General features: G+C 63.6%; 23 protein-coding genes. 16 read left to right on the top strand and 7 right to left on the bottom strand.

Annotated elements, in window-relative coordinates; translation table 11 throughout:
* From V2I08_RS11860 to V2I08_RS11845, 4 genes are all read right to left on the bottom strand, one after another.
* Positions 1–1,350: outer membrane protein transport protein (locus tag V2I08_RS11860; protein WP_349635290.1), on the bottom strand; the 1,350-nt coding region annotated here is incomplete at its 3' end.
* A 378-nt stretch (positions 1,351–1,728) separates the two neighbouring features.
* Positions 1,729–3,102: a phosphoglucomutase/phosphomannomutase PgmG gene (gene pgmG / locus V2I08_RS11855; protein WP_349635289.1), complete on the bottom strand. Its 1,374-nt coding sequence runs from the start codon at positions 3,100–3,102 to the stop codon at positions 1,729–1,731.
* Positions 3,099–3,521, bottom strand: a complete 423-nt coding sequence (locus V2I08_RS11850; RefSeq protein ID WP_349635288.1) for a molecular chaperone DnaJ — start codon at positions 3,519–3,521, stop codon at positions 3,099–3,101. The genes pgmG and V2I08_RS11850 overlap by 4 nt, the downstream gene beginning before the upstream one ends.
* Positions 3,521–4,327 (bottom strand): division plane positioning ATPase MipZ, encoded by an 807-nt coding sequence (locus tag V2I08_RS11845; RefSeq protein ID WP_349635287.1) that lies wholly within the window; start codon positions 4,325–4,327, stop codon positions 3,521–3,523. The genes V2I08_RS11850 and V2I08_RS11845 overlap by 1 nt, the downstream gene beginning before the upstream one ends.
* A gap of 111 nt (positions 4,328–4,438) precedes the next feature.
* Here V2I08_RS11845 and panC point away from each other — a divergent pair, with 111 nt between their 5' ends.
* On the top strand, positions 4,439–5,284 hold the full coding sequence (panC, locus tag V2I08_RS11840) for a pantoate--beta-alanine ligase (protein ID WP_349635286.1): 846 nt from the start codon (positions 4,439–4,441) through the stop codon (positions 5,282–5,284).
* Positions 5,285–5,492: 208 nt separating this feature from the next.
* Here the strand turns inward: panC and V2I08_RS11835 are convergent, their stop codons facing one another.
* Together V2I08_RS11835 and hemE are read right to left on the bottom strand one after the other, a co-directional pair.
* Positions 5,493–5,933, bottom strand: a complete 441-nt coding sequence (locus V2I08_RS11835) for a CopD family protein (RefSeq protein WP_349635285.1) — start codon at positions 5,931–5,933, stop codon at positions 5,493–5,495.
* Positions 5,933–6,988, bottom strand: coding sequence for a uroporphyrinogen decarboxylase (gene hemE / locus V2I08_RS11830; RefSeq protein ID WP_349635284.1), 1,056 nt, complete (start codon positions 6,986–6,988; stop codon positions 5,933–5,935). Before hemE ends, V2I08_RS11835 begins: the two co-directional genes overlap by 1 nt.
* A 296-nt stretch (positions 6,989–7,284) precedes the next feature.
* Between hemE and V2I08_RS11825 the strand changes: the two genes are divergently transcribed.
* The 11 genes from V2I08_RS11825 to V2I08_RS11775 all read left to right on the top strand — a co-directional run bounded on the left by V2I08_RS11825 (position 7,285) and on the right by V2I08_RS11775 (position 14,384).
* The gene (locus tag V2I08_RS11825; RefSeq protein WP_349635283.1) at positions 7,285–8,112 is read left to right on the top strand and encodes a pyruvate, water dikinase regulatory protein; all 828 of its coding nucleotides are present in this window, start codon (positions 7,285–7,287) and stop codon (positions 8,110–8,112) included.
* Positions 8,109–8,714 (top strand): Maf family protein, encoded by a 606-nt coding sequence (locus tag V2I08_RS11820; RefSeq protein ID WP_349635282.1) that lies wholly within the window; start codon positions 8,109–8,111, stop codon positions 8,712–8,714. The genes V2I08_RS11825 and V2I08_RS11820 overlap by 4 nt, the downstream gene beginning before the upstream one ends.
* Positions 8,711–9,535, top strand: a complete 825-nt coding sequence (gene aroE, locus V2I08_RS11815) for a shikimate dehydrogenase (RefSeq protein WP_349635281.1) — start codon at positions 8,711–8,713, stop codon at positions 9,533–9,535. The genes V2I08_RS11820 and aroE overlap by 4 nt, the downstream gene beginning before the upstream one ends.
* Positions 9,535–10,128 carry a dephospho-CoA kinase gene (coaE, locus tag V2I08_RS11810; protein WP_349635280.1) on the top strand — a complete coding sequence of 198 codons (594 nt, stop codon included), beginning with the start codon at positions 9,535–9,537 and terminating at the stop codon, positions 10,126–10,128. The genes aroE and coaE overlap by 1 nt, the downstream gene beginning before the upstream one ends.
* 33 nt (positions 10,129–10,161) lie before the next feature.
* A complete protein-coding gene (gene dnaQ / locus V2I08_RS11805) occupies positions 10,162–10,863 on the top strand; it encodes a DNA polymerase III subunit epsilon (protein ID WP_349635291.1) in 702 nt (233 codons plus the stop codon).
* 68 nt (positions 10,864–10,931) lie between these two features.
* Positions 10,932–11,537, top strand: coding sequence for a ribosome hibernation-promoting factor, HPF/YfiA family (gene hpf, locus V2I08_RS11800; RefSeq protein WP_310225653.1), 606 nt, complete (start codon positions 10,932–10,934; stop codon positions 11,535–11,537).
* 131 nt (positions 11,538–11,668) lie between these two features.
* Positions 11,669–12,136 carry a PTS sugar transporter subunit IIA gene (locus tag V2I08_RS11795; RefSeq protein WP_310225652.1) on the top strand — a complete coding sequence of 156 codons (468 nt, stop codon included), beginning with the start codon at positions 11,669–11,671 and terminating at the stop codon, positions 12,134–12,136.
* Entirely contained in the window at positions 12,096–12,593 is a 498-nt protein-coding gene (locus V2I08_RS11790) for a PaaI family thioesterase (protein ID WP_310225650.1), read from the top strand. The genes V2I08_RS11795 and V2I08_RS11790 overlap by 41 nt, the downstream gene beginning before the upstream one ends.
* Positions 12,586–12,933, top strand: coding sequence for a DUF1491 family protein (locus tag V2I08_RS11785; protein ID WP_349635279.1), 348 nt, complete (start codon positions 12,586–12,588; stop codon positions 12,931–12,933). Before V2I08_RS11790 ends, V2I08_RS11785 begins: the two co-directional genes overlap by 8 nt.
* 179 nt (positions 12,934–13,112) lie before the next feature.
* Positions 13,113–13,781 (top strand): cell wall hydrolase, encoded by a 669-nt coding sequence (locus V2I08_RS11780; RefSeq protein ID WP_310225646.1) that lies wholly within the window; start codon positions 13,113–13,115, stop codon positions 13,779–13,781.
* Between the two features lie 108 nt (positions 13,782–13,889).
* The gene (locus V2I08_RS11775; protein WP_349635278.1) at positions 13,890–14,384 is read left to right on the top strand and encodes an MmcB family DNA repair protein; all 495 of its coding nucleotides are present in this window, start codon (positions 13,890–13,892) and stop codon (positions 14,382–14,384) included.
* A gap of 139 nt (positions 14,385–14,523) precedes the next feature.
* Here the strand turns inward: V2I08_RS11775 and V2I08_RS11770 are convergent, their stop codons facing one another.
* Complete coding sequence (locus tag V2I08_RS11770; protein WP_349635277.1) at positions 14,524–15,156, bottom strand: ankyrin repeat domain-containing protein; 633 nt, start codon at positions 15,154–15,156, stop codon at positions 14,524–14,526.
* Positions 15,157–15,180: 24 nt separating this feature from the next.
* On the opposite strand from V2I08_RS11770, the gene V2I08_RS11765 reads away from it, so the two are divergent.
* From V2I08_RS11765 to V2I08_RS11750, 4 genes are read left to right on the top strand one after another with little or no spacing between them, the layout of a single operon-like run.
* Positions 15,181–15,834, top strand: coding sequence for an SCO family protein (locus V2I08_RS11765; RefSeq protein WP_349635276.1), 654 nt, complete (start codon positions 15,181–15,183; stop codon positions 15,832–15,834).
* Positions 15,822–16,259, top strand: coding sequence for a YcgN family cysteine cluster protein (locus V2I08_RS11760; protein ID WP_349635275.1), 438 nt, complete (start codon positions 15,822–15,824; stop codon positions 16,257–16,259). Before V2I08_RS11765 ends, V2I08_RS11760 begins: the two co-directional genes overlap by 13 nt.
* Complete coding sequence (locus V2I08_RS11755) at positions 16,216–16,956, top strand: M48 family metallopeptidase (protein ID WP_405053645.1); 741 nt, start codon at positions 16,216–16,218, stop codon at positions 16,954–16,956. Before V2I08_RS11760 ends, V2I08_RS11755 begins: the two co-directional genes overlap by 44 nt.
* Positions 16,957–16,961: 5 nt before the next feature.
* A complete protein-coding gene (locus V2I08_RS11750; RefSeq protein WP_349635273.1) occupies positions 16,962–17,222 on the top strand; it encodes a hypothetical protein in 261 nt (86 codons plus the stop codon).
* The last annotated feature ends 75 nt before the right edge of the window (positions 17,223–17,297 follow it).

Below are 17,297 nucleotides of genomic sequence, written 5' to 3'. Positions count from 1 at the left end.
GGCGACTTGCCGATCGCGGCGCTGGCGGTCTATTTCATGACGCCGGAGGAACGGGCGGACATTCAGCAGCGGTCGCAAAATCTGATCGGCATTGCCGCTCGTCTGCGCCCGCGTCGTGGCGGTAACGGTGGCCGGCGCGGGGAAATAGCTGTCCGGGCGGATGATGTTCGCCTTTTCCACGAAGGTATGCGCGTAGCTGAGATTCAGCGCGAAGGCCTGCGAGAGGTTCCAGGTCGCGCCGCCGCTCAGCCAGACGCGATCGCCATCGGGGACGCGGGTGGTCAGATGCTGCGGATTGGTCGGCGAGCGATCAAACATCGTGCCCGCGCGCAGCGTCAGCTTGTCGTTGACGTCATATTCGCCGCCCGCGCTGACACTATAGGTATCGCTATATTCCAGTTCCTTGACCGATGTGCCGTTGGCGGCATTGATCGTGATCGCCTGCATCACCGACCAATTATACCAGCGCGCGGTCAGCATCGCCCGCAATTGCGGGGTCAGACGGTGAGTCATGGATAAGGTGACGATATCGGGCAGGGTCAGCGGCGCGGTGGCGGCGAAGCTGCCATTGCCACCGGCCAGCGGCCCGGCGAGGCCCGAAATCACCTGCTCACCCTGCAGGCTATGCTTCATGCGCGAGCGATAATGGACACCGAACTGGGTATCGCCAGCCCGGTAGAACAGCCCGGCATTCCAGCCGACCGACCAATCATCCCCTTCGACCGAGGCATGGCCATCGGCCAGCAGCGGCGAGAGTTGCGGCAGCGCGTTGGTCAGCGTCACCTTGACATATTGCACGTCGACGCCGCCACCGACGGACAGGTTGTCGGTCAGCTTATAGGCAGCCGATGGCTGGATATTATAGGTTTTAAGGTCGGTGTAGAGCGAGTCATAGCGCCCGAAATAGCCATCCTCATATTCCAGCTTCAGGCCGAACGGCGCGTTGACACCCAGGCCCACCCACAGCCGGTCGCTGACCTGGCCGGTGGCATAGAAGCTGGGAATGGGGATCACGCTTTCAAAGGCATTGCCGCCGTTCGTGCCGCTGACCGGCACCTGCGTCGTCAAGCCGGGGACGGTCCGGGTGGTACCGCGATTGGTCTGCCGCGCCTTTGCGATCAAGGCGATGCCGCCGACCGAGGTCTGAATGCCCGACAATTCGGTCATCGCGGCGGGATTGAAATAGACGGTCGAGGGATCATCGCCCGCCGCCGCGCCGCCCGACAAGGCACGCCCGGTTTCCTTGGGCGATTGTTCCTGCAGGTAGAAGCCCCCGGCCAGCGCCGGGACGGGCGTGGCGATCGCACCTGCGACAAGCAGGAAGGACGGGAGGCGGCGGCTGAACGACATGGCAGATCCTCTACTGGCAACTTTGTAGCCAACGCCGCCAAATAGAAGTGGCGCGGCTTTTTGACGGAGGCCGCTTACCAACACTATGGTTAAATTCCAGTGTTTAGCGGTGACTGGTCCGCGCGATGGCCGATCAATTTACAGCTTATCGGACCGGGACGTTACGGCAAGCAAGCGCGCCGTGAAGACAAAAAAAAGCCGCCCCGAAGGACGGCTTATAAAGTTTTAGGAGAGGATGCCTGAAAGGCCCGCTCCTTTTGCGGACCAGTCGCTTTTGTTGCAAATGCGAAACGGACACGCCTGATTGCGTTTCTTGCAATCGTTTGATCAGGCCCTTTATTCCGTAAGGGAAGGCAGGTCGGCGAAAAGCCGCATGGATCAGATTTTTACGCGATCTAGCCCCGACGCCACCAAATGCGAATCGATTTCGGCGATCAGTCGCGCCAATCCCGCCGCGTCGGGCGATTCCGCGCGCGCCACCAGCGCCGCCTGCGTATTGGAGGCGCGCAGCAGCCACCAGCCATCGGCGGTGGTGACGCGCGCGCCGTCAATGGCTTGCATATTCGCACCGCAAGCCGACAAGCGCGCGCAAATCGCTTCGATCACGGCGAATTTGCGCACATCATCGACGGGAATGTGCAGTTCGGGCGTCGCCGCCATGACGGGCATGGCGCTGCGCCGGTCGGTGATGCTGCCCCCGGCCCCGCTCGCCGCGCGGATCAGCCGGATCGCGGCATAGAGGCCATCGTCATAGCCATAATAATCATCGGCGAAGAAGAGATGCCCGGTCATCTCGCCAGCCAGAAGCGCCCCGATCTGCTTCATTCTGGACTTGATATGGCTGTGGCCGGTTTTCCACATATCGGGCCGCCCACCCCGTGCCTCGATCCGGTCGAAGACGGTCTGGCTGGTCTTCACATCTGCGATAATCCGGGTGCCGGGATGCTTTTCTAGCAGGTCATCGGCAAAGAGACCGAGCAATTGATCGCCCGCTATGGTGCGGCCAAGCCCGTCGATCACGCCGATCCGGTCGCCATCGCCATCGAAAGCCACACCGAAATCGAGCTGCTTGTCGAGGACGAGCGCGCGCAGATCGGCCAGGTTCGCCTCCACGGAGGGATCGGGGTGATGGTTGGGAAAATTGCCGTCTATCTGGGTGAAGAGGCGATGATGCTCACCCGGCAGCAATTGGACGAGTTTATCCACTACTGGCCCGGCCGCGCCATTGCCCGCGTCCCAGCCGATGCGCCAGGCACGACCGTCGAAATCCTGCATCAGCCGGGCGACATAGCGGTCCATCAGGGCGATCGTGTCGACCCGCCCTGCCCCGGCCTCCCAGTCGCCCGCCGCCGCCATATGGCCCAAGCGCGCGATGTCCGCCCCGAAAAACGGCGCGTGACGCTGCACCAGCTTGAAGCCATTTTGATCACCGGGATTATGGCTGCCGGTTATCTGAATGCCGCCATCGACCTTGCACGTCATTTCGGCGAAATAGAGCATGGGCGTTGGGCCAAGGCCAATGCGCAGCACGTCGATGCCGCTGGCGGTCAGCCCGTCGATCAGCGCCGCTTCCAGCATCGGGGAACTCAGCCGCCCGTCATAGCCGACCGCGACCCGTGATCCCCCTGCCCGCGCGATGACGGTACCAAAGCTGCGACCCAAGGCCCAGGCGTCGGCAGCATTCAGCGTTCGCCCGACCGTGCCGCGCAGATCATAGTCGCGCAGCAAAGTCGGGTCGAACCGATGGCTCATCCCTCTTGCCGGTCGGCCAGCAACAGGTCGCGCGCCGCATTGATCTGGGCCGCCAGCGCTTCGGTGCCGCCCTTGTCGGGATGGACCGAGGCGATCAGGCGGCGGTGCGCCGCGCGGATGGCGGCGGGATCGGCATCAGCCGCAACGCCCAGCAGCGCACGAGCCTGGGCCAGATCGTCAATCCTCTGAGGCGGCGGGGCGGAGGCGCGGCGACGGCGCGGCCTATATTGGCGGGCCAGGAACAGCGCCGCGCCGATCAGCACCGGCGCGCCAATCACCGGCTTGCCCTTGGCCGACAACACCGCGCCGACCAGCGCCGCGCCCAACGCCATCCCATCTTTCGCCGTCATGCGTTGCAGCCTCCCGGTCCAGATCAGCCAGCCCGCCAGGCCGACCAGCAGCAGCGCCAGCCATCCCATCAGGCCGCGCCGAGCAGTTCCACCGGCACCGCGCCCTCGCGGGTCGGCAGGGCAAGACCGGACACCATTTCACGCAGTTCCTGCCGCGCGGCGATGTGGCTGACGCCCAGTTCGCCCAGATGCCCCTTGTCGAGCAAGGTCAGGCCAGAGGGGAAAAGTTCGCGGAAGATCACGCGCTCCGATAGGCCGGGGATGACGCGGAAACCGACCCGGCGCGACAATTCCATCAGCGCGTCGCCGACCCGCTTCTTGTTGCGGGCGTCATGATGCTGGAGCCGGTTGCGCAGCACGACCCAGTCGATCGAGACGCCATCGGCCTTGGCTCTCGTCTTGCGCGCTTCGAAGATGAGTTCGGAATAGAAGGACAGGCGACGAACCTTGAAACTTTCGGCATCGACCTGGCCGATCAGGTCGAAATCGACGAAACTGTCGTTCATCGGCGTGACCAGCGTATTGGCGCGCGCGGCCATGTGGCGGGCGAAGACATCGTCGCGGCCAGGCGTATCGACGATCAGGAAATCCTTGCCTTCCGACAGCGCAGCGACTTCGGCGTCCAGCGCTTCGATCGTGTCGCCTTGCAGCACCGCGAAGTCGGGTGCGGGCAGGTCGATCTGGCGGCGACGCGCGGTTTCGGCGCGGTTTTCCAGATAGCGGGTGACGGTGCGCTGGCGCGGATCGAGATCGATCATGCCGACCTTATGCCCCAGCACGGTCAGGGCGATGGCGGTGTGGACCGCCGTGGTCGACTTGCCGGTCCCGCCCTTTTCATTGGCGAACACGATGAGATGCGGCTGCGAATTGGCCATTGGTCGCTTGATAACCCCGTTGATTGTCGCCATGATTCTTGACGGCCGCCAAGGCCGCAGCCCAGCAGGTCGACCGCTTGTTCCCCTGCCCTTATCGGAGCCGTTCCCCCCGTGCAAACCCTGTCTGACCTGCCCGCCCTTCGCGCTGCCGTCGCGGCGCTGAAAGCCGACGGAAAGCCGTTGGCGCTGGTGCCGACCATGGGCGCTTTGCATGACGGGCATATGGCATTGGTGCAGGAAGCCAAGCGCCATGGGCGGCATGTCGTGGTGTCGATCTTCGTCAATCCCAAGCAATTCGGCCCGACCGAGGATCTGGACGCCTACCCCCGGCGCGAGGCGAAGGATGCGGCGATGCTGGCGGCGGCGGGCGTGGACCTGCTATGGCTGCCGCCGGTCGAGGTCATGTATCCGACGGGCTTTGCCACCAATGTCAGCGTGTCGGGGGTGAGCGAGGGGCTGGATGGCGCGGCGCGGCCGGGCCATTTCGATGGCGTCGCCACGGTGGTCACGAAATTGTTCAACCAGGTCCGGCCCGACGTCGCGATTTTCGGCGAGAAGGACTATCAGCAATTGGCCGTGATCCGCCAAGCGAACAGCGACCTGGACATAGGTATCGACATTATCGGTTTGCCGACCCAGCGCGCCGAGGATGGCTTGGCGCTTTCCTCGCGCAATGCCTATTTGAGCGAAGCGGAGCGCAAGGCCGCGTTGGCGCTGCCGCGCGCTTTGGGCGAGGCCAAGCGGCTGATGGAAAAGGGCGAGAGTGTCGAATCCGCGACTTCCAAGGCTTTGATTATGCTGGAAAATCATGGGTTCGGGCCGATCGACTATGTGACGCTGTGCGATGCCGTGACGTTGGAACCCATGACGGTGCTGGACCGGCCGGCCCGATTGCTGGGGGCGGCGAAGCTGGGCAAGACACGGCTGATCGACAATATCGCGGTCGAGCCAGTTTAGGTTTTTGATAGTTAGCTAACTATCTAATAGGGCCATTTTGCTGGGTTTTGGAGCGTCATCACACCCTGCCCGCCGTTCGCCCTGAGCTTGTCGAAGCCTGTCCTGAGCGCCTGCCTTGGCAGGCAGTCGAAGGGGGCCTTCTTCCGAAAGAAAAGAAAGGGGCTTCGACAGGCTCAGCCCGAACGGGGTGGATGGGTTCCAAGCGGGATCAGAAGGGCTTTACGATCACTGCGATGACGATCACCGCGGCGGCGACGCCGGGGACTTCGTTGAGCAGGCGCAACTGGCGGTCTGTCATCGTCCGCTGGCCCCTGGCGAGCTTTTTGGCATAGCTGGCGATCCAGCCATGATAGCCCGACAGGCCGAGGACGAAGAGCAGTTTGAGGTGGAACCAGCCAAAGCTCCACGCGCCGATTTCCACCATCAGCATGAGACCGAAGACCCAGACCAGCACCAGCGACGGGTTGAGGATGATCTTGAGCAACCGCTGTTCGCGATCGATCCATTTGCGGTCCTCGTCCGAGCCGACGGCGCATTCCTGATGATAGACGAAGAAACGCGGGATCATGAACAACCCCGCCATCAGGAAGATGACGAAGATGAGATGGGCAGCCTTCACCCAGAGATAGGCAGCACCAAGATAGGCCATCAGCGTTTTTCCTCCTGCCGCACATAGCTAAGCAATGCTTCGACATGCGCAATGGGGGTGTCAGGCAAAATGCCATGGCCAAGGTTCATGATGTGCGGCCGGTCGGCGAAGGCCGCGCGGATATTGTCCACCGCCTGTTCGACCGCCTGCCCGCCTGCGATCAGCGCGAGCGGATCGAGATTGCCCTGCACCGGCAGTCCCTTAGGCAACACACGGTTGGCCCAGTGCGGATCGACGGTTTCATCGACGCCGATCGCATCGACGCCGGTGCCCGCTGCGTAATCGGCGAGTTTCGCGCCTGCGCCCTTGGGGAAGCCGATGATCGGGATCGTGGGATGCAGCGCTTTCAACCGGCGCACGATCGCGGCATTGGGCGCGATGACCCAGCGTTCGAACTGGAGCGGGGCGAGGCTGCCGGCCCAGCTGTCGAATAATTGTATCGCTTCGACCCCGGCCTCGATCTGGCCGGACAGATAGGTAACGGTCGCATCGACGATCGCGTCGATCAGCGCACCAAAGCGGGCGGGATCGCCATAGGCCAGGCGGCGGGCCGCGCCCTGATCCTTGCTGCCCTGGCCTGCGACCATATAGGTGGCGATGGTCCAGGGGCTGCCTGCAAAGCCCAGAAAGGTGACCGAGGGGTCGAGGGCTGCCTTCACCTGCCGCACCGTCTCATAGACCGCCTCGAAACGGCTGAAATCGGGTTTCAGGGTCGAGAGGTCGGTGTCGCTCAGGATCGGGGCGAGGCGTGGGCCTTCGCCGGTTTCGAACCAGAGATCCTGTCCCATCGCATAGGGGACGATCAATATGTCGGAAAAGAGGATCGCGCCGTCGAAGCCGAAGCGACGCAGTGGTTGAAGCGTGACTTCGGCCGCCGCCGCGCTGTCATAGACGAGTTCGAGGAAGCCGCCTTTGTCGGCCCGCAGCGCGCGATATTCAGGCAGATAGCGCCCGGCCTGCCGCATGAGCCACATGGGCGGCACGGCGGGGCGTTTCCCCCGCAGGACGCCAAGCAGCGGCTTGGCCACGGGGTCGGCCATCGGGTCGAAAGGCATCGGACTCTCTTCTCTTCTATTAAGATTCAAATAGGAATGTTGGAGATAGTAGGGGCGTTGGCAGCGGGGTTTATGCGTTGTGCCCGCTTTTGCCAACAGCTTGACTCCGATCCGCCCGGCCTTGCCCGTCCGAGTCCCCAGACTTATCCCCGTTACCCACAGGCTGTGGAGGAAAAATCGGGCCTGTTGGGGGACTGTGGATAAGAGTCCGGGCAGCGTGGAGCGAAAATCGGCGGTGTATTGCTCCCCATTTCGTCCCTTGCTTTATCCACAGCCTATGCACAGAGATACAGGCCATGGCGCGCATCCATCTCCACCTGCTTTCGGACTCCACCGGCGAGACGCTGGAGAATATCGCCAAGGCGGCGATCGGTCTGTTCGAAAATGTCGATGCGATCCGCCATTTCTGGCCGATGGTGCGATCCGAAGTCCATCTTGAACGGATCATGGAGGAGATATCGGCGAATCCGGGGCTGGTTTTGTTCACGCTGACCAACCACCCGTTGCGCAAGCGGCTGGAGACGCGCTGCCGGGCGCTCGGCCTGCCCCATGTCGCGGCGCTCGACAGCGTGGCCGATGCGCTGTCCAACATTTTGGGGCAGGAAACGCGCACCCGGCCGGGGCGCAAACATGTGCTGGACGAAGCCTATTTCGCGCGGATCGAGGCGATCCAGTTCACCATCGCCCATGATGACGGGGTGGGGCATGAAAATTGGGAAGAGGCCGACATCGTGCTGGCGGGCGTGTCGCGCGCGTCCAAGACGCCGACGTCCATCTATCTCGCCAATCGCGGCTACAAGACCGCCAATATCCCGCTGGTGCCGGAATCGCCGCCGCCGCGCAGTCTGTACAGCCTCAAACATCCGTTGGTCGTGGGGCTGACGGTCGGCCCGGAACGGTTGATTCAGATTCGCCGCAACCGGCTCCTCTCGCTCAACCAGGCACCCGAAACCGCCTATGTCGACAATGACAAGGTGCAGGAGGAACTGTCCTTTGCCCGGCGGATGTTTGCCGACAATGGCTGGCCGGTGATCGACATGACCCGCCGGTCGATCGAGGAAGCGGCGGCGGCGATCATCAACCTGTTCAATGATCGCGAACTGGCCGAAGGGGGCGAGGTATGATCGTGCTGGCATCGCAAAGCGCGAGCCGCCGCGCGCTGCTGAGCGCGGCGCTGGTGCCGTTCGAGGCGCTGTCGCCCGGCGTGGATGAGGAGGCGGCGAAGGAGGCGTTGCGCGCCGATGGGCTGGACGCGCGGGCGCTGGCCGATGCGCTGGCGGAACTCAAGGCGCGCAAAGTGTCGCGTAGGGTGCCGGGCGCTCTGGTGCTGGGGTGCGACCAGACGCTGAGCCTGGATGGCGGCGAAGAACGGGGCATGATGATCGACAAGGCGGTCGATCGCGCGGATGCCGAACGTATATTGCGGCTGTTGTCGGGGCGGGTCCATCATCTGCACAGCGCGGCGGTGATCGTGCTGAATGGCGAGCCGATCTGGCGGCATATCGAGCGGGTGCGGATGACGGTGCGACCTTTGTCCGATGCCTTCATTGCCGCTTATCTGGATGGCGACTGGGACGAATGCCGCTGGTGCGTGGGTTGCTACCGGATCGAGGGGCCAGGCGCGCAATTGTTCGCCAAGGTCGAAGGCAGCCAGTTCGCGATCCAGGGCTTGCCGCTGCTGCCCTTGCTTGACTTTTTGCGTGTGCGGGGTGTTTTGACGGCATGACCCAAGGCCTTCCCTATGCCGAAGTGATCGGCGACCCGATCGCGCACAGCAAATCGCCGCTCATTCATAATTTCTGGCTCAACGCGCTGGATATCGAGGCAGAATATCGCAAGACGCATGTGACGCCCGACGGATTGGCCAGCTATTTCCTGCAACGGCGGGCCGACCCCGATTGGTTGGGGTGCAATGTCACCATTCCGCACAAGATGGCGGTGATGGATTTCACCGATGATCCCGGTGGCGTGCGCGAGCGGATCGGGGCGATGAACACGATCGCCAGCGAAACCGGCGGGCCGCTGATCGGCACCAATACCGATGCGGGCGGCTTTTTGCAGCCCTTGCTGCGCGATCGGTGGAAGGGGCGCAGCGCGGTGCTGATCGGCGCGGGTGGCGCGGCGCGGGCGATATTGTTCGCGTTGACCAGCCTTGGCGTGCCCGATATCACGATCATGGCGCGCGATGCTGAGAAGGCGCAGGCGATGCTTGATCATGCCGGGGTGAAGGGCGCGGTGATCGGCATGGGTGAGTCCCTGCCCGCCGCCGACCTGCTCGTCAATTCGACGTCGCTGGGGATGGTGGGGCAGCCAGTGCTCGATCTCGACCTGACGCCGTTGCCGCCCAGCGCCACGGTCTATGACATCGTCTATGCGCCGTTGGAGACGGGGTTGCTCAAGGCGGCGCGCGAGCGCGGACTCAAGACGCTCGATGGGCTGGAAATGCTGATCGGGCAGGCAGCGCTGGCCTTCGACATCTTCTTCGACGCGCATGCGCCCCGCGAACTGGACGCTGAATTACGCGCGCTGCTGCTCGCGGCGGACTGATGAAGATTTATGGCCTGACCGGATCGATCGGCATGGGCAAGTCGGCGGTCGCGGCGATGTTCGCCCGTGAAGGCGTGCCTGTGTTCGACGCAGATGCGGAGGTGCATCACTTGCAGGGGCCGGGCGGCGCGTTGCTGCCCGCGATCGAGGCGCGCTTTCCCGGCACGACCGGCGCGCAAGGCGTGGATCGCGCGAAACTAGGCGCGGCGGTGTTCGGGCATCCGCACGAGCGCAAAGCGCTTGAAGCGATCGTCCATCCCGCCGTGCGCGACGCGCGGAGCCGGTTTCTGCGCCGCCACCGATCGCGCAAATTCGTCCTGCTCGACATTCCTCTACTGTTCGAAACAGGTGGGCAGAAGCGGCTGGCGGGCGTGATCGTGGTGAGCGCGCCGGCGTGGAAGCAGCGCAAGCGCGTCCTGGCGCGGCCGGGCATGACGGTCGCCAAATTCCGCCAGATCCTGCACCTGCAAACGCCTGATGCTGAAAAGCGTCGCCGCGCCGATCATCTCATCCAGACCGGCACGACCTTTGCCGAAACGCGCGCGCAAGTGCGACGTCTGGTCGCTTGCCTTGGCCGCAAGACAGGCAGATAAGGGTTGGCCCATAGAGTCGATATGAAGAGGGCGATGCGCGAGATTATATTCGATACCGAAACGACGGGATTTGACCCGGCATCCGGCGACAGAATGGTCGAGATCGGTTGTATCGAGCTTATCAATCGTGTGCCCAGCGGCCGGACCTTCCACGCTTATTACAACCCCCAGCGCGACATGCCCGCCGCTGCCGAAGCGGTGCATGGCCTGTCGAGCCATTTTCTGTCGGACAAGCCGCTATTTGCCAGCGGCGTGACGGACCTGCTCGCCTTTCTGGAGGACAGCCCGCTGGTCGCGCATAATGCGCGCTTCGATTTCGGCTTCCTCAACCATGAATTGCGATTGTGCGGACGCGGCGAAGTGTCGTTCGACCGGATGATCGACACGGTCGCGATCGCGCGGACCATGCATCCGGGCGCCAAGCACAGCCTGGACGCGCTCTGCACCCGTTATGGGATCGACCGCAGCCATCGCATCAAACATGGCGCGCTGCTCGACGCCGAGTTGCTGGCGCAGCTCTACATCGAACTGACCGGCGGCCGTCAGATCGGCCTGGGTCTGGCACAGGAGGCAGCAAAAGAAGAGTTTGGGGCGGAACTCGCGGCGCAGGTCGCGGTTCGCTCTGTTCGTCCCGCGCGCGTCTTTGCGGCGAGCGCGACGGAGCTGGAACGGCATGCGGCGTTTATCGCGACGCTCGACAAGCCGCTCTGGCTGGAGGGGGCGTTGGCGGACTGACACTCCGCCTGCATGCCCCCAGTCAACCGGGCCGTGTCCTGCGGCCCGCAAGAACAAGGAGAAGGCATATGGATATTCGTGTTTCCGGGCATCAGGTCGATACGGGCGAGGCGCTCAAAGAGCATGTCGCGACCCGCATGGAAGCGATTGCCGAGAAATATTTCTCCCGCACAATCTCCGCGCATGTGACCTTTCGACCGGCCCCGCATGGTGCCTTTCACTGCGACATCGTCTGCCATGTGATGACTGGCCTGATCCTCAAAGGCGCGGGCGAGGCGCAGGAGGCGCATCCCGCCTTCGACCAGGCGGCCGAGCGGATCGAAAAGCAGTTGCGCCGCTATATGCGCCGTCTCAAGGATCGTCATAGCCAGGCCGCCGCCGCCGAAGCGCAGCGGGTCAGCAGCTTCAGTCTCGATGATATTGACGGGGCGGGCTATACCATCTTTGCGTCTCCCGCCGACGAGCAGGAAGAGGTCGACGACGCACCGCTGATCGTGGCGGAAACCCGCGTCGATATTCCCGAAGCGAGCGTCTCGGACGCGGTGATGATGCTGGACCTGCGCAACACCAATGCGCTGCTGTTCGTCAATGCCGGGACGGCGGCCTATAATATGGTCTATCGCCGTCATGACGGGACGATCGGCTGGGTCGAACCGCGTATCCAGGCGAGCTGAGCAGCCGCCCGGTCCTATCGGGCCGCCTGTTGACCTTGGGGCGCAGGCGGCTTATGGGGCCGGGCTTTAATTCCCTGAGCATAGGCGCATGAAGTCCTGACTGGGCGCGGCTCGGTTGGATCGGACATGTAATGGTGCATTTCAACGATATCCTTTCACCCGACGCGCTCGCCACGGGCCTGTCTGTGAACGGCAAGAAGCAGTTGTTCCAGAAGATCGCCGCGCTTGCGGCGGACGCTTATGCGCTGGACGCAGAGATGGTTGCGGACGCCCTGTTCGATCGCGAGCGATTGGGGTCCACCGGCTTTGGCGGCGGCGTGGCCATTCCCCACGCCAAGATTCCTGGTCTTGAAAAAATGTGCGCCGTCGTCGCGCTGGTCGATCCGGCCACTCCCTTCGACGCCGTCGATGACCTGCCGGTGGATATCGTTTTTGCGCTATTGTCGCCGGTCGATAGTGGGGCGGAACATTTGAAAACGCTGGCGCGGGTGTCGCGCTATCTGCGTGATGAGGGCCAGGTCACCCGGTTGCGCGGCGCGCGCTCGGCGGCCGCGCTCCATGCCTTGTTGTCGGGTGGCGGGGCGCGTGACGCAGCCTGATGCGAATGCACCGGACAGCGGTGAAACCGCGCATTTCCGGGCGCTTGAAAATCTTTATCGCTCTGCGCCGATCAACCGCCTGTTCCGGTCGGAGATAGCAATCAGCGAGCCGGGGCGCTGCATCATCGACTTCGATGTCGATGAAAGCCAGTTTCATGCGGCGGGCGCAGTCCATGGCACGGTTTATTTCAAGATGCTGGACGATGCGGCCTTCTACGCCGCCAACAGCCTGGTAAGCGATCGCTTCCTGCTCACCACTGCCTTCAACCTGCTGTTCACCCGACCGATCGCGCCGGGGCGAATCCGTGCCGAGGGGCGCTGGATCAGCGGCAAGCGGCGAGTCTATGTTGCCGAAGCCAGCCTGGTCGATTCGCATGGCGAGGAGGTCGGACGGGGCACCGGCACCTTCATGCGGTCGCAATTCGCACTGTCATCCCTGCCGGGATATCATGGCTGAGGAATCCTCCGCCCGGCTGACCAGCGCCATGCTGGTTGGTGCCTTGCGGCGGCGAGTGAGCGGGGCGGGCGGCTTTGCCACGATCCTGGTCAAAGGTGATGACATCAGCGGCGTGATCCTGATCCAGGCCCTGGAAAAAGGGCAGGAAATCGGACTTTTCGAGCGGGTGCCGAACCTTATGGGCGGCTATGCGTTAATGCGCTGTGGACCTGCCCCAGCAGAAGGGGCAGAGGCGATGGCGCAATATGTCGCGCGTCGGCGCAGGTCGGACCCCGACCTGTGGATAATTGAACTCGATATCCCGGAAGCGGAACGGTTCGCCGCTGAAACAATTTGCTGATCGTTGACATAACGCAATGGCCCGTGCAGAGGGCCGCCCACGCTGAACGCGCAGGTTGCCGCAATCGTCCAAGGGGGGCGGGCGCGGTAAACACGCAGACGGGGGGCGGCCGGTCGTCGGACAAAGTGGGTTAAAAAAGACGACGATCCCGGCCAAGAACCGCACAATTTTGAGTAATAATGAGCTTTCGTCTGAAAGCTGCGATCGTCGCAGCCTTTGCCCTGTCCGCCGCTGCCGCGGTCACGGCGTCCGAAATGTCGATGGCCGGTGAAGCCATCCCGTCTTCGGTGTCCCTTTCCAGGGGCGATGCGCTGACCACAGCGCCTTCGGCCGGTGCCACACCCGCCGTCACCTTTGCCGCGCCGCGCGAAATCGTGCAGCCGCTGGCTTCGGCCTCCAAGGCCGCCAATTCTTCCACCTTTTCCGAGATGCAGGCCGATAGCCTCGCTGCACTGGTCAATGCCCAAGGCACGCCAGAAGAGCTTGATGGCGAAATGAAGTGCCTGGCCGGTGCCGTCTATTTCGAATCCAAGGGCGAAAGCCTGGAAGGCCAACTGGCCGTCGCGCGCGTCATCATCAATCGCGCCGAATCCGGGCGATTCGCCGACAGCCTGTGCGGCGTCGTCTATCAGCCCAGCCAGTTCAGCTTCGTGCGCGGGGGCGGCATGCCGCCGATCCGTACCGAGAGCCGTAGCTGGCGACAGGCGGTCGCCATCGCCCAGATCGCCATGGCCGATGCCTGGGACAGCCGGGCCGAAGGCGCGCTTTTCTTCCACGCCCGCCGCGTTTCGCCGGGTTGGGGCAAAGCCAAGCTGGCGATGATCGACAATCACATCTTCTATCGCTGAGGGTGAGAACGGGCTGAGGCCCATTCTGCGGCACACGTCAAAAAAGGCCGGTTCGGATAATCCGAATCGGCCTTTTCTTTTGTTCCTGCCTTGTTCTATGGTTGTGGCATGACCGCTGCCATATCCGACACCTGTGCTCCCCTAACCGACGGCACCGCACTGGCCGTCGCGCGGGGGACATTGCGCCTGTTCTTCCGGCACGACATGAGCGGGATCATGGAGGTGCCGCTGCCCAATGGGCGGCGCGCCGACATTATGGCGATCGACGGGGCCGGGCGGCTGACGATCGTCGAGATTAAGTGTAGCCGGGCGGACTTGCTCGGCGACATGAAATGGCCCGATTATTTCGACTATTGCGACCGCTATTTCTGGGCGGTGCCGATGGGGTTCGATCTCTCCCTGTTCGACAGCGAAGCGCTATGGCCCGCGCGCACCGGGCTGATCGTTGCGGATCAATATGATGCCGAACTGGTGCGGCCCGCACCGATCGAGCCGCTGGCGGCAGCGCGGCGCAAGGCGGAGACGCTGCGCTTTGCCCGGCGCGCGGCACGGCGGTTGACCGCGATTAACGACCCGGATCATGCAGCGGAGATTGGCTGGTAGGTTGTGAACCCGTTCAGACCGTCATGCTGACGAAAGTCAGCATCCATTGGCTCTGCCGCGGAGCGTCTCTCCAGGGGAGAGGCTAATGGATTCCGGCTCAAGGCCGGAATGAAGGCTATTGCGGGGGCAGCTTAAGGATTCAGAACACCGGACCCTGCACCGGGCCTGCGGGCTTGGCCGCTGGCTTGGCGGCGGCGAGGGCTTCGATGAGGCCGGGGGTACGGCTGTCGCGCTCGGCATAGTCGCGGGCGGACATGCCCGCGATGGTATCGCGCTTGTCGGGATTAGCCCCCTGCGCCACCAGCAGGCGAACGAGGCCGACGTCGCGCAATTGTACCGCCCGGATCAACGGGGTTTCGCCGCTGCCATTGACCTTGTCCACCTGCGCCTTGTTGGCGAGCAGGGTCTGCACCCCTTCCTCGAACCGGCCCTGCACCGCATTCATCAACGGCGTATTGCCATTATTGTCGGCGAGATTGGGGTTTGCGCCCTTGGCGAGCAGGAAAGCCAGCCAGGACGCATCACGCCGCGCGACGACGATATGCAGGGCATTTTCGCCGTTGCTGATATCGCGGCTGTTGATGACGGTGGAGCCGGGCTTCTGGATGAGGTCGGTGACCTTCTGCCCGTCCTTGTCCTTCACGGCCTTGAGGAAATTATAGGCATCGGAAAATTGCGCATGCGCCGGGCCGGGGACCAGCAGAGCCAGCGCCATGACGGCCATAATAGCGGAAACAAGTCTGGTCTTCATCATCGTCGCGCCCCGTTGCATTTGCAAATCCTTTCCTAGCAGGGCATGGCTGGCCACGCCATGAACAAAGCCCGGATACTCATCACCCTGTCCTGTCTCGCCTTGCTGGCTGCCTGTAATATGGGCGGCGGGGGCAATGCATCAAGCGGCGATAGCGCGCAGGGTGAACTGGTCGGCGCGCGGATCGGCGCACCCTTCACCCTGACTGATCAGGACGGCAAGCCTGCGCGCTGGGACGATTATAAGGGCCAATACCGGATCGTCTATTTCGGCTATACCTATTGCCCCGACGTTTGCCCGGTCGATCTGCAGCGGATCATGCAGGCCTTCGCCCAGTTCGAGAAGGCCGCACCACAGCGTGCCGCCAAGGTGCAGCCGATGCTGATCAGCGTCGATCCGGGGCGGGATACGCCCGCCGTGCTGAAAACCTATGTCGCGGCCTTTCATCCGCGCCTCATCGGCCTGACCGGGACGCCCGATCAGATCGCCAAGGTCGCCAATGATTTCGTCGTCATCTACAATAGCGAGAAGGTCGAGGGCGCGAGCGATTATCTGGTCGGGCATAGCCGCACGCCCTATCTGTTCGATCCCGACGGAAAGCCGGTGGCGCTGGTCCCGGTGGATGATCCGGGCACGCCGGACGTGGATGAGGGCGCGCCCGACAAGGTGCTGGCGTTCTTGCAAAAATGGATCACGTGACGCCCTTCTGGGAAAAGCCGCTCGACAAGCTCGACCGCGCCGAATGGGAAGCTTTGTGCGACGGGTGCGGCAAATGCTGCCTGCACAAGGCCGAGGATGAGGATAGCGGGCGCATCTATCCCACCAATGTCGCCTGCCGCCTGCTCGACCGGCAAAGCGGCCAGTGCAGCAATTACAAGGACCGGCGCAAATTCGTGCCCGATTGCGTACGGCTGACCCCGGCCAAGGTGCGCCAGATTAGTTGGCTACCGCGCACCTGCGCCTATCGGCTGCGCGGGGAGGGGTTGCCGTTGCCCGACTGGCACTATCTATTGTCCGGTGACCGGGAAGCGGTGCATCGCGCGCGCGAATCGGTGCGCGGCTGGACCGTGGCGGAAGCCGATGCGGGCGACTGGGAGAATCATCTTGTCGACCGGGATATCTGATCCCGACGCTGCGATTCTGATCGATGGCGTGCCGGTGGCGGTGCGGGTGCGCCGATCGGCACGGGCGCGTGCCTACCGGCTGACGATCGACGGGCCGCGCGGCGAAGTGCGGCTGTCGATGCCGGTACGCGCGAATTTGAAACGAGCGCTGGGCTGGGCGCAGGATCATGAGGGCTGGGTGCGGCAGCAACTGGCGCGGCAACCCGTGCTGACGCCGCTGGTCGATGGCGCGGTCTTCCCGCTGGAGGGGCGCGAGGTCCGAATCTGCTGGGAAGCGGGTGCCAGCCGCACGATCCGGCTGGAGGGCGACCGGCTGCTGCTGGGTGGGGCGGCGGAATCCGTGGGCGCGCGGGTGTTGCGCTGGCTGGTGCGGCGGGCCAAGGCGGTGCTGGAGACCGAGACGCAGGCATTGGCGCGCGACCACGGGCTGATCGTCGCATCGGTGGGCGTGGGCGATCCGCGCAGCCGCTGGGGCAGTTGCACCTCGTCGGGCGCGATCCGCTATAGCTGGCGGTTGATCCTGTGTCCGCCCGAAGTGCGGCGGGCGACGGTGGCGCATGAACTGGCGCATCTGCTGCATATGGACCATAGCCCGGCCTTCCACGCGGCCCATGCGCGCATCTATGGCGCGGACCCCAAGCCTGCGCGCGCCTGGCTGCGGGCGCACGGGGCTGGGCTGCATCGCTATACGGGGTAGGGGCCATGGCGCGCAGGAAACGCTATCTGACCGCCACCATGGCGGACGGCTATGTCAAGACGATCGGGCCGACGGCGGACCCCTTCACCCATTATTGGCGGATCGTCGCCTTGCTCGACAATGGCAAGACCGAAGTGTTCTGGGGCCATGCGCGCTCGCTGGCCGAGGCGCGCAAGAAGCGGGCAGCGGCGGAGGACGGCGCGCGGATGCGGGGGTGGAAAAGCTATCAGTTCGAGATTGCGGAACTGGTGGAGACGCCCCATTAGAATGTGATGACGTGCGGTTCATTCTTTTCGTCATTGCGAGCGCAGCGAAGCAATCCATTGTGGTGCCGATGGATT

The sequence above is a fragment of the Sphingobium sp. MK2 genome, from assembly GCF_040170545.1.
Taxonomy (GTDB): domain Bacteria; phylum Pseudomonadota; class Alphaproteobacteria; order Sphingomonadales; family Sphingomonadaceae; genus Sphingobium.
Note: the sequence above shows the minus strand (reverse complement) of the source record. Positions and strands in the feature narration are given on the sequence as shown.

What these genes read in the sequence shown, in the direction of transcription:
- V2I08_RS11765 (WP_349635276.1), top strand. Translation starts at nt 15,181, where the DNA reads ATGGCTGGCCACGCCATGAACAAAGCCCGGATACTCATCACCCTGTCC.
- hemE (WP_349635284.1), bottom strand. Translation starts at nt 6,988, where the DNA reads ATGCCTTTCGACCCGATGGCCGACCCCGTGGCCAAGCCGCTGCTTGGC.
- V2I08_RS11850 (WP_349635288.1), bottom strand. Translation starts at nt 3,521, where the DNA reads ATGGGATGGCTGGCGCTGCTGCTGGTCGGCCTGGCGGGCTGGCTGATC.
- V2I08_RS11770 (WP_349635277.1), bottom strand. Translation starts at nt 15,156, where the DNA reads ATGCAACGGGGCGCGACGATGATGAAGACCAGACTTGTTTCCGCTATT.
- V2I08_RS11755 (WP_405053645.1), top strand. Translation starts at nt 16,216, where the DNA reads ATGCGGGCGACTGGGAGAATCATCTTGTCGACCGGGATATCTGATCCC.
- coaE (WP_349635280.1), top strand. Translation starts at nt 9,535, where the DNA reads ATGAAGATTTATGGCCTGACCGGATCGATCGGCATGGGCAAGTCGGCG.
- V2I08_RS11785 (WP_349635279.1), top strand. Translation starts at nt 12,586, where the DNA reads ATGGCTGAGGAATCCTCCGCCCGGCTGACCAGCGCCATGCTGGTTGGT.
- dnaQ (WP_349635291.1), top strand. Translation starts at nt 10,162, where the DNA reads ATGCGCGAGATTATATTCGATACCGAAACGACGGGATTTGACCCGGCA.
- V2I08_RS11790 (WP_310225650.1), top strand. Translation starts at nt 12,096, where the DNA reads ATGCCTTGTTGTCGGGTGGCGGGGCGCGTGACGCAGCCTGATGCGAAT.
- V2I08_RS11835 (WP_349635285.1), bottom strand. Translation starts at nt 5,933, where the DNA reads ATGGCCTATCTTGGTGCTGCCTATCTCTGGGTGAAGGCTGCCCATCTC.
- V2I08_RS11820 (WP_349635282.1), top strand. Translation starts at nt 8,109, where the DNA reads ATGATCGTGCTGGCATCGCAAAGCGCGAGCCGCCGCGCGCTGCTGAGC.
- V2I08_RS11760 (WP_349635275.1), top strand. Translation starts at nt 15,822, where the DNA reads ATGGATCACGTGACGCCCTTCTGGGAAAAGCCGCTCGACAAGCTCGAC.
- pgmG (WP_349635289.1), bottom strand. Translation starts at nt 3,102, where the DNA reads ATGAGCCATCGGTTCGACCCGACTTTGCTGCGCGACTATGATCTGCGC.
- V2I08_RS11780 (WP_310225646.1), top strand. Translation starts at nt 13,113, where the DNA reads ATGAGCTTTCGTCTGAAAGCTGCGATCGTCGCAGCCTTTGCCCTGTCC.
- V2I08_RS11845 (WP_349635287.1), bottom strand. Translation starts at nt 4,327, where the DNA reads ATGGCCAATTCGCAGCCGCATCTCATCGTGTTCGCCAATGAAAAGGGC.
- hpf (WP_310225653.1), top strand. Translation starts at nt 10,932, where the DNA reads ATGGATATTCGTGTTTCCGGGCATCAGGTCGATACGGGCGAGGCGCTC.
- V2I08_RS11795 (WP_310225652.1), top strand. Translation starts at nt 11,669, where the DNA reads ATGGTGCATTTCAACGATATCCTTTCACCCGACGCGCTCGCCACGGGC.
- V2I08_RS11775 (WP_349635278.1), top strand. Translation starts at nt 13,890, where the DNA reads ATGACCGCTGCCATATCCGACACCTGTGCTCCCCTAACCGACGGCACC.
- aroE (WP_349635281.1), top strand. Translation starts at nt 8,711, where the DNA reads ATGACCCAAGGCCTTCCCTATGCCGAAGTGATCGGCGACCCGATCGCG.
- V2I08_RS11750 (WP_349635273.1), top strand. Translation starts at nt 16,962, where the DNA reads ATGGCGCGCAGGAAACGCTATCTGACCGCCACCATGGCGGACGGCTAT.
- V2I08_RS11825 (WP_349635283.1), top strand. Translation starts at nt 7,285, where the DNA reads ATGGCGCGCATCCATCTCCACCTGCTTTCGGACTCCACCGGCGAGACG.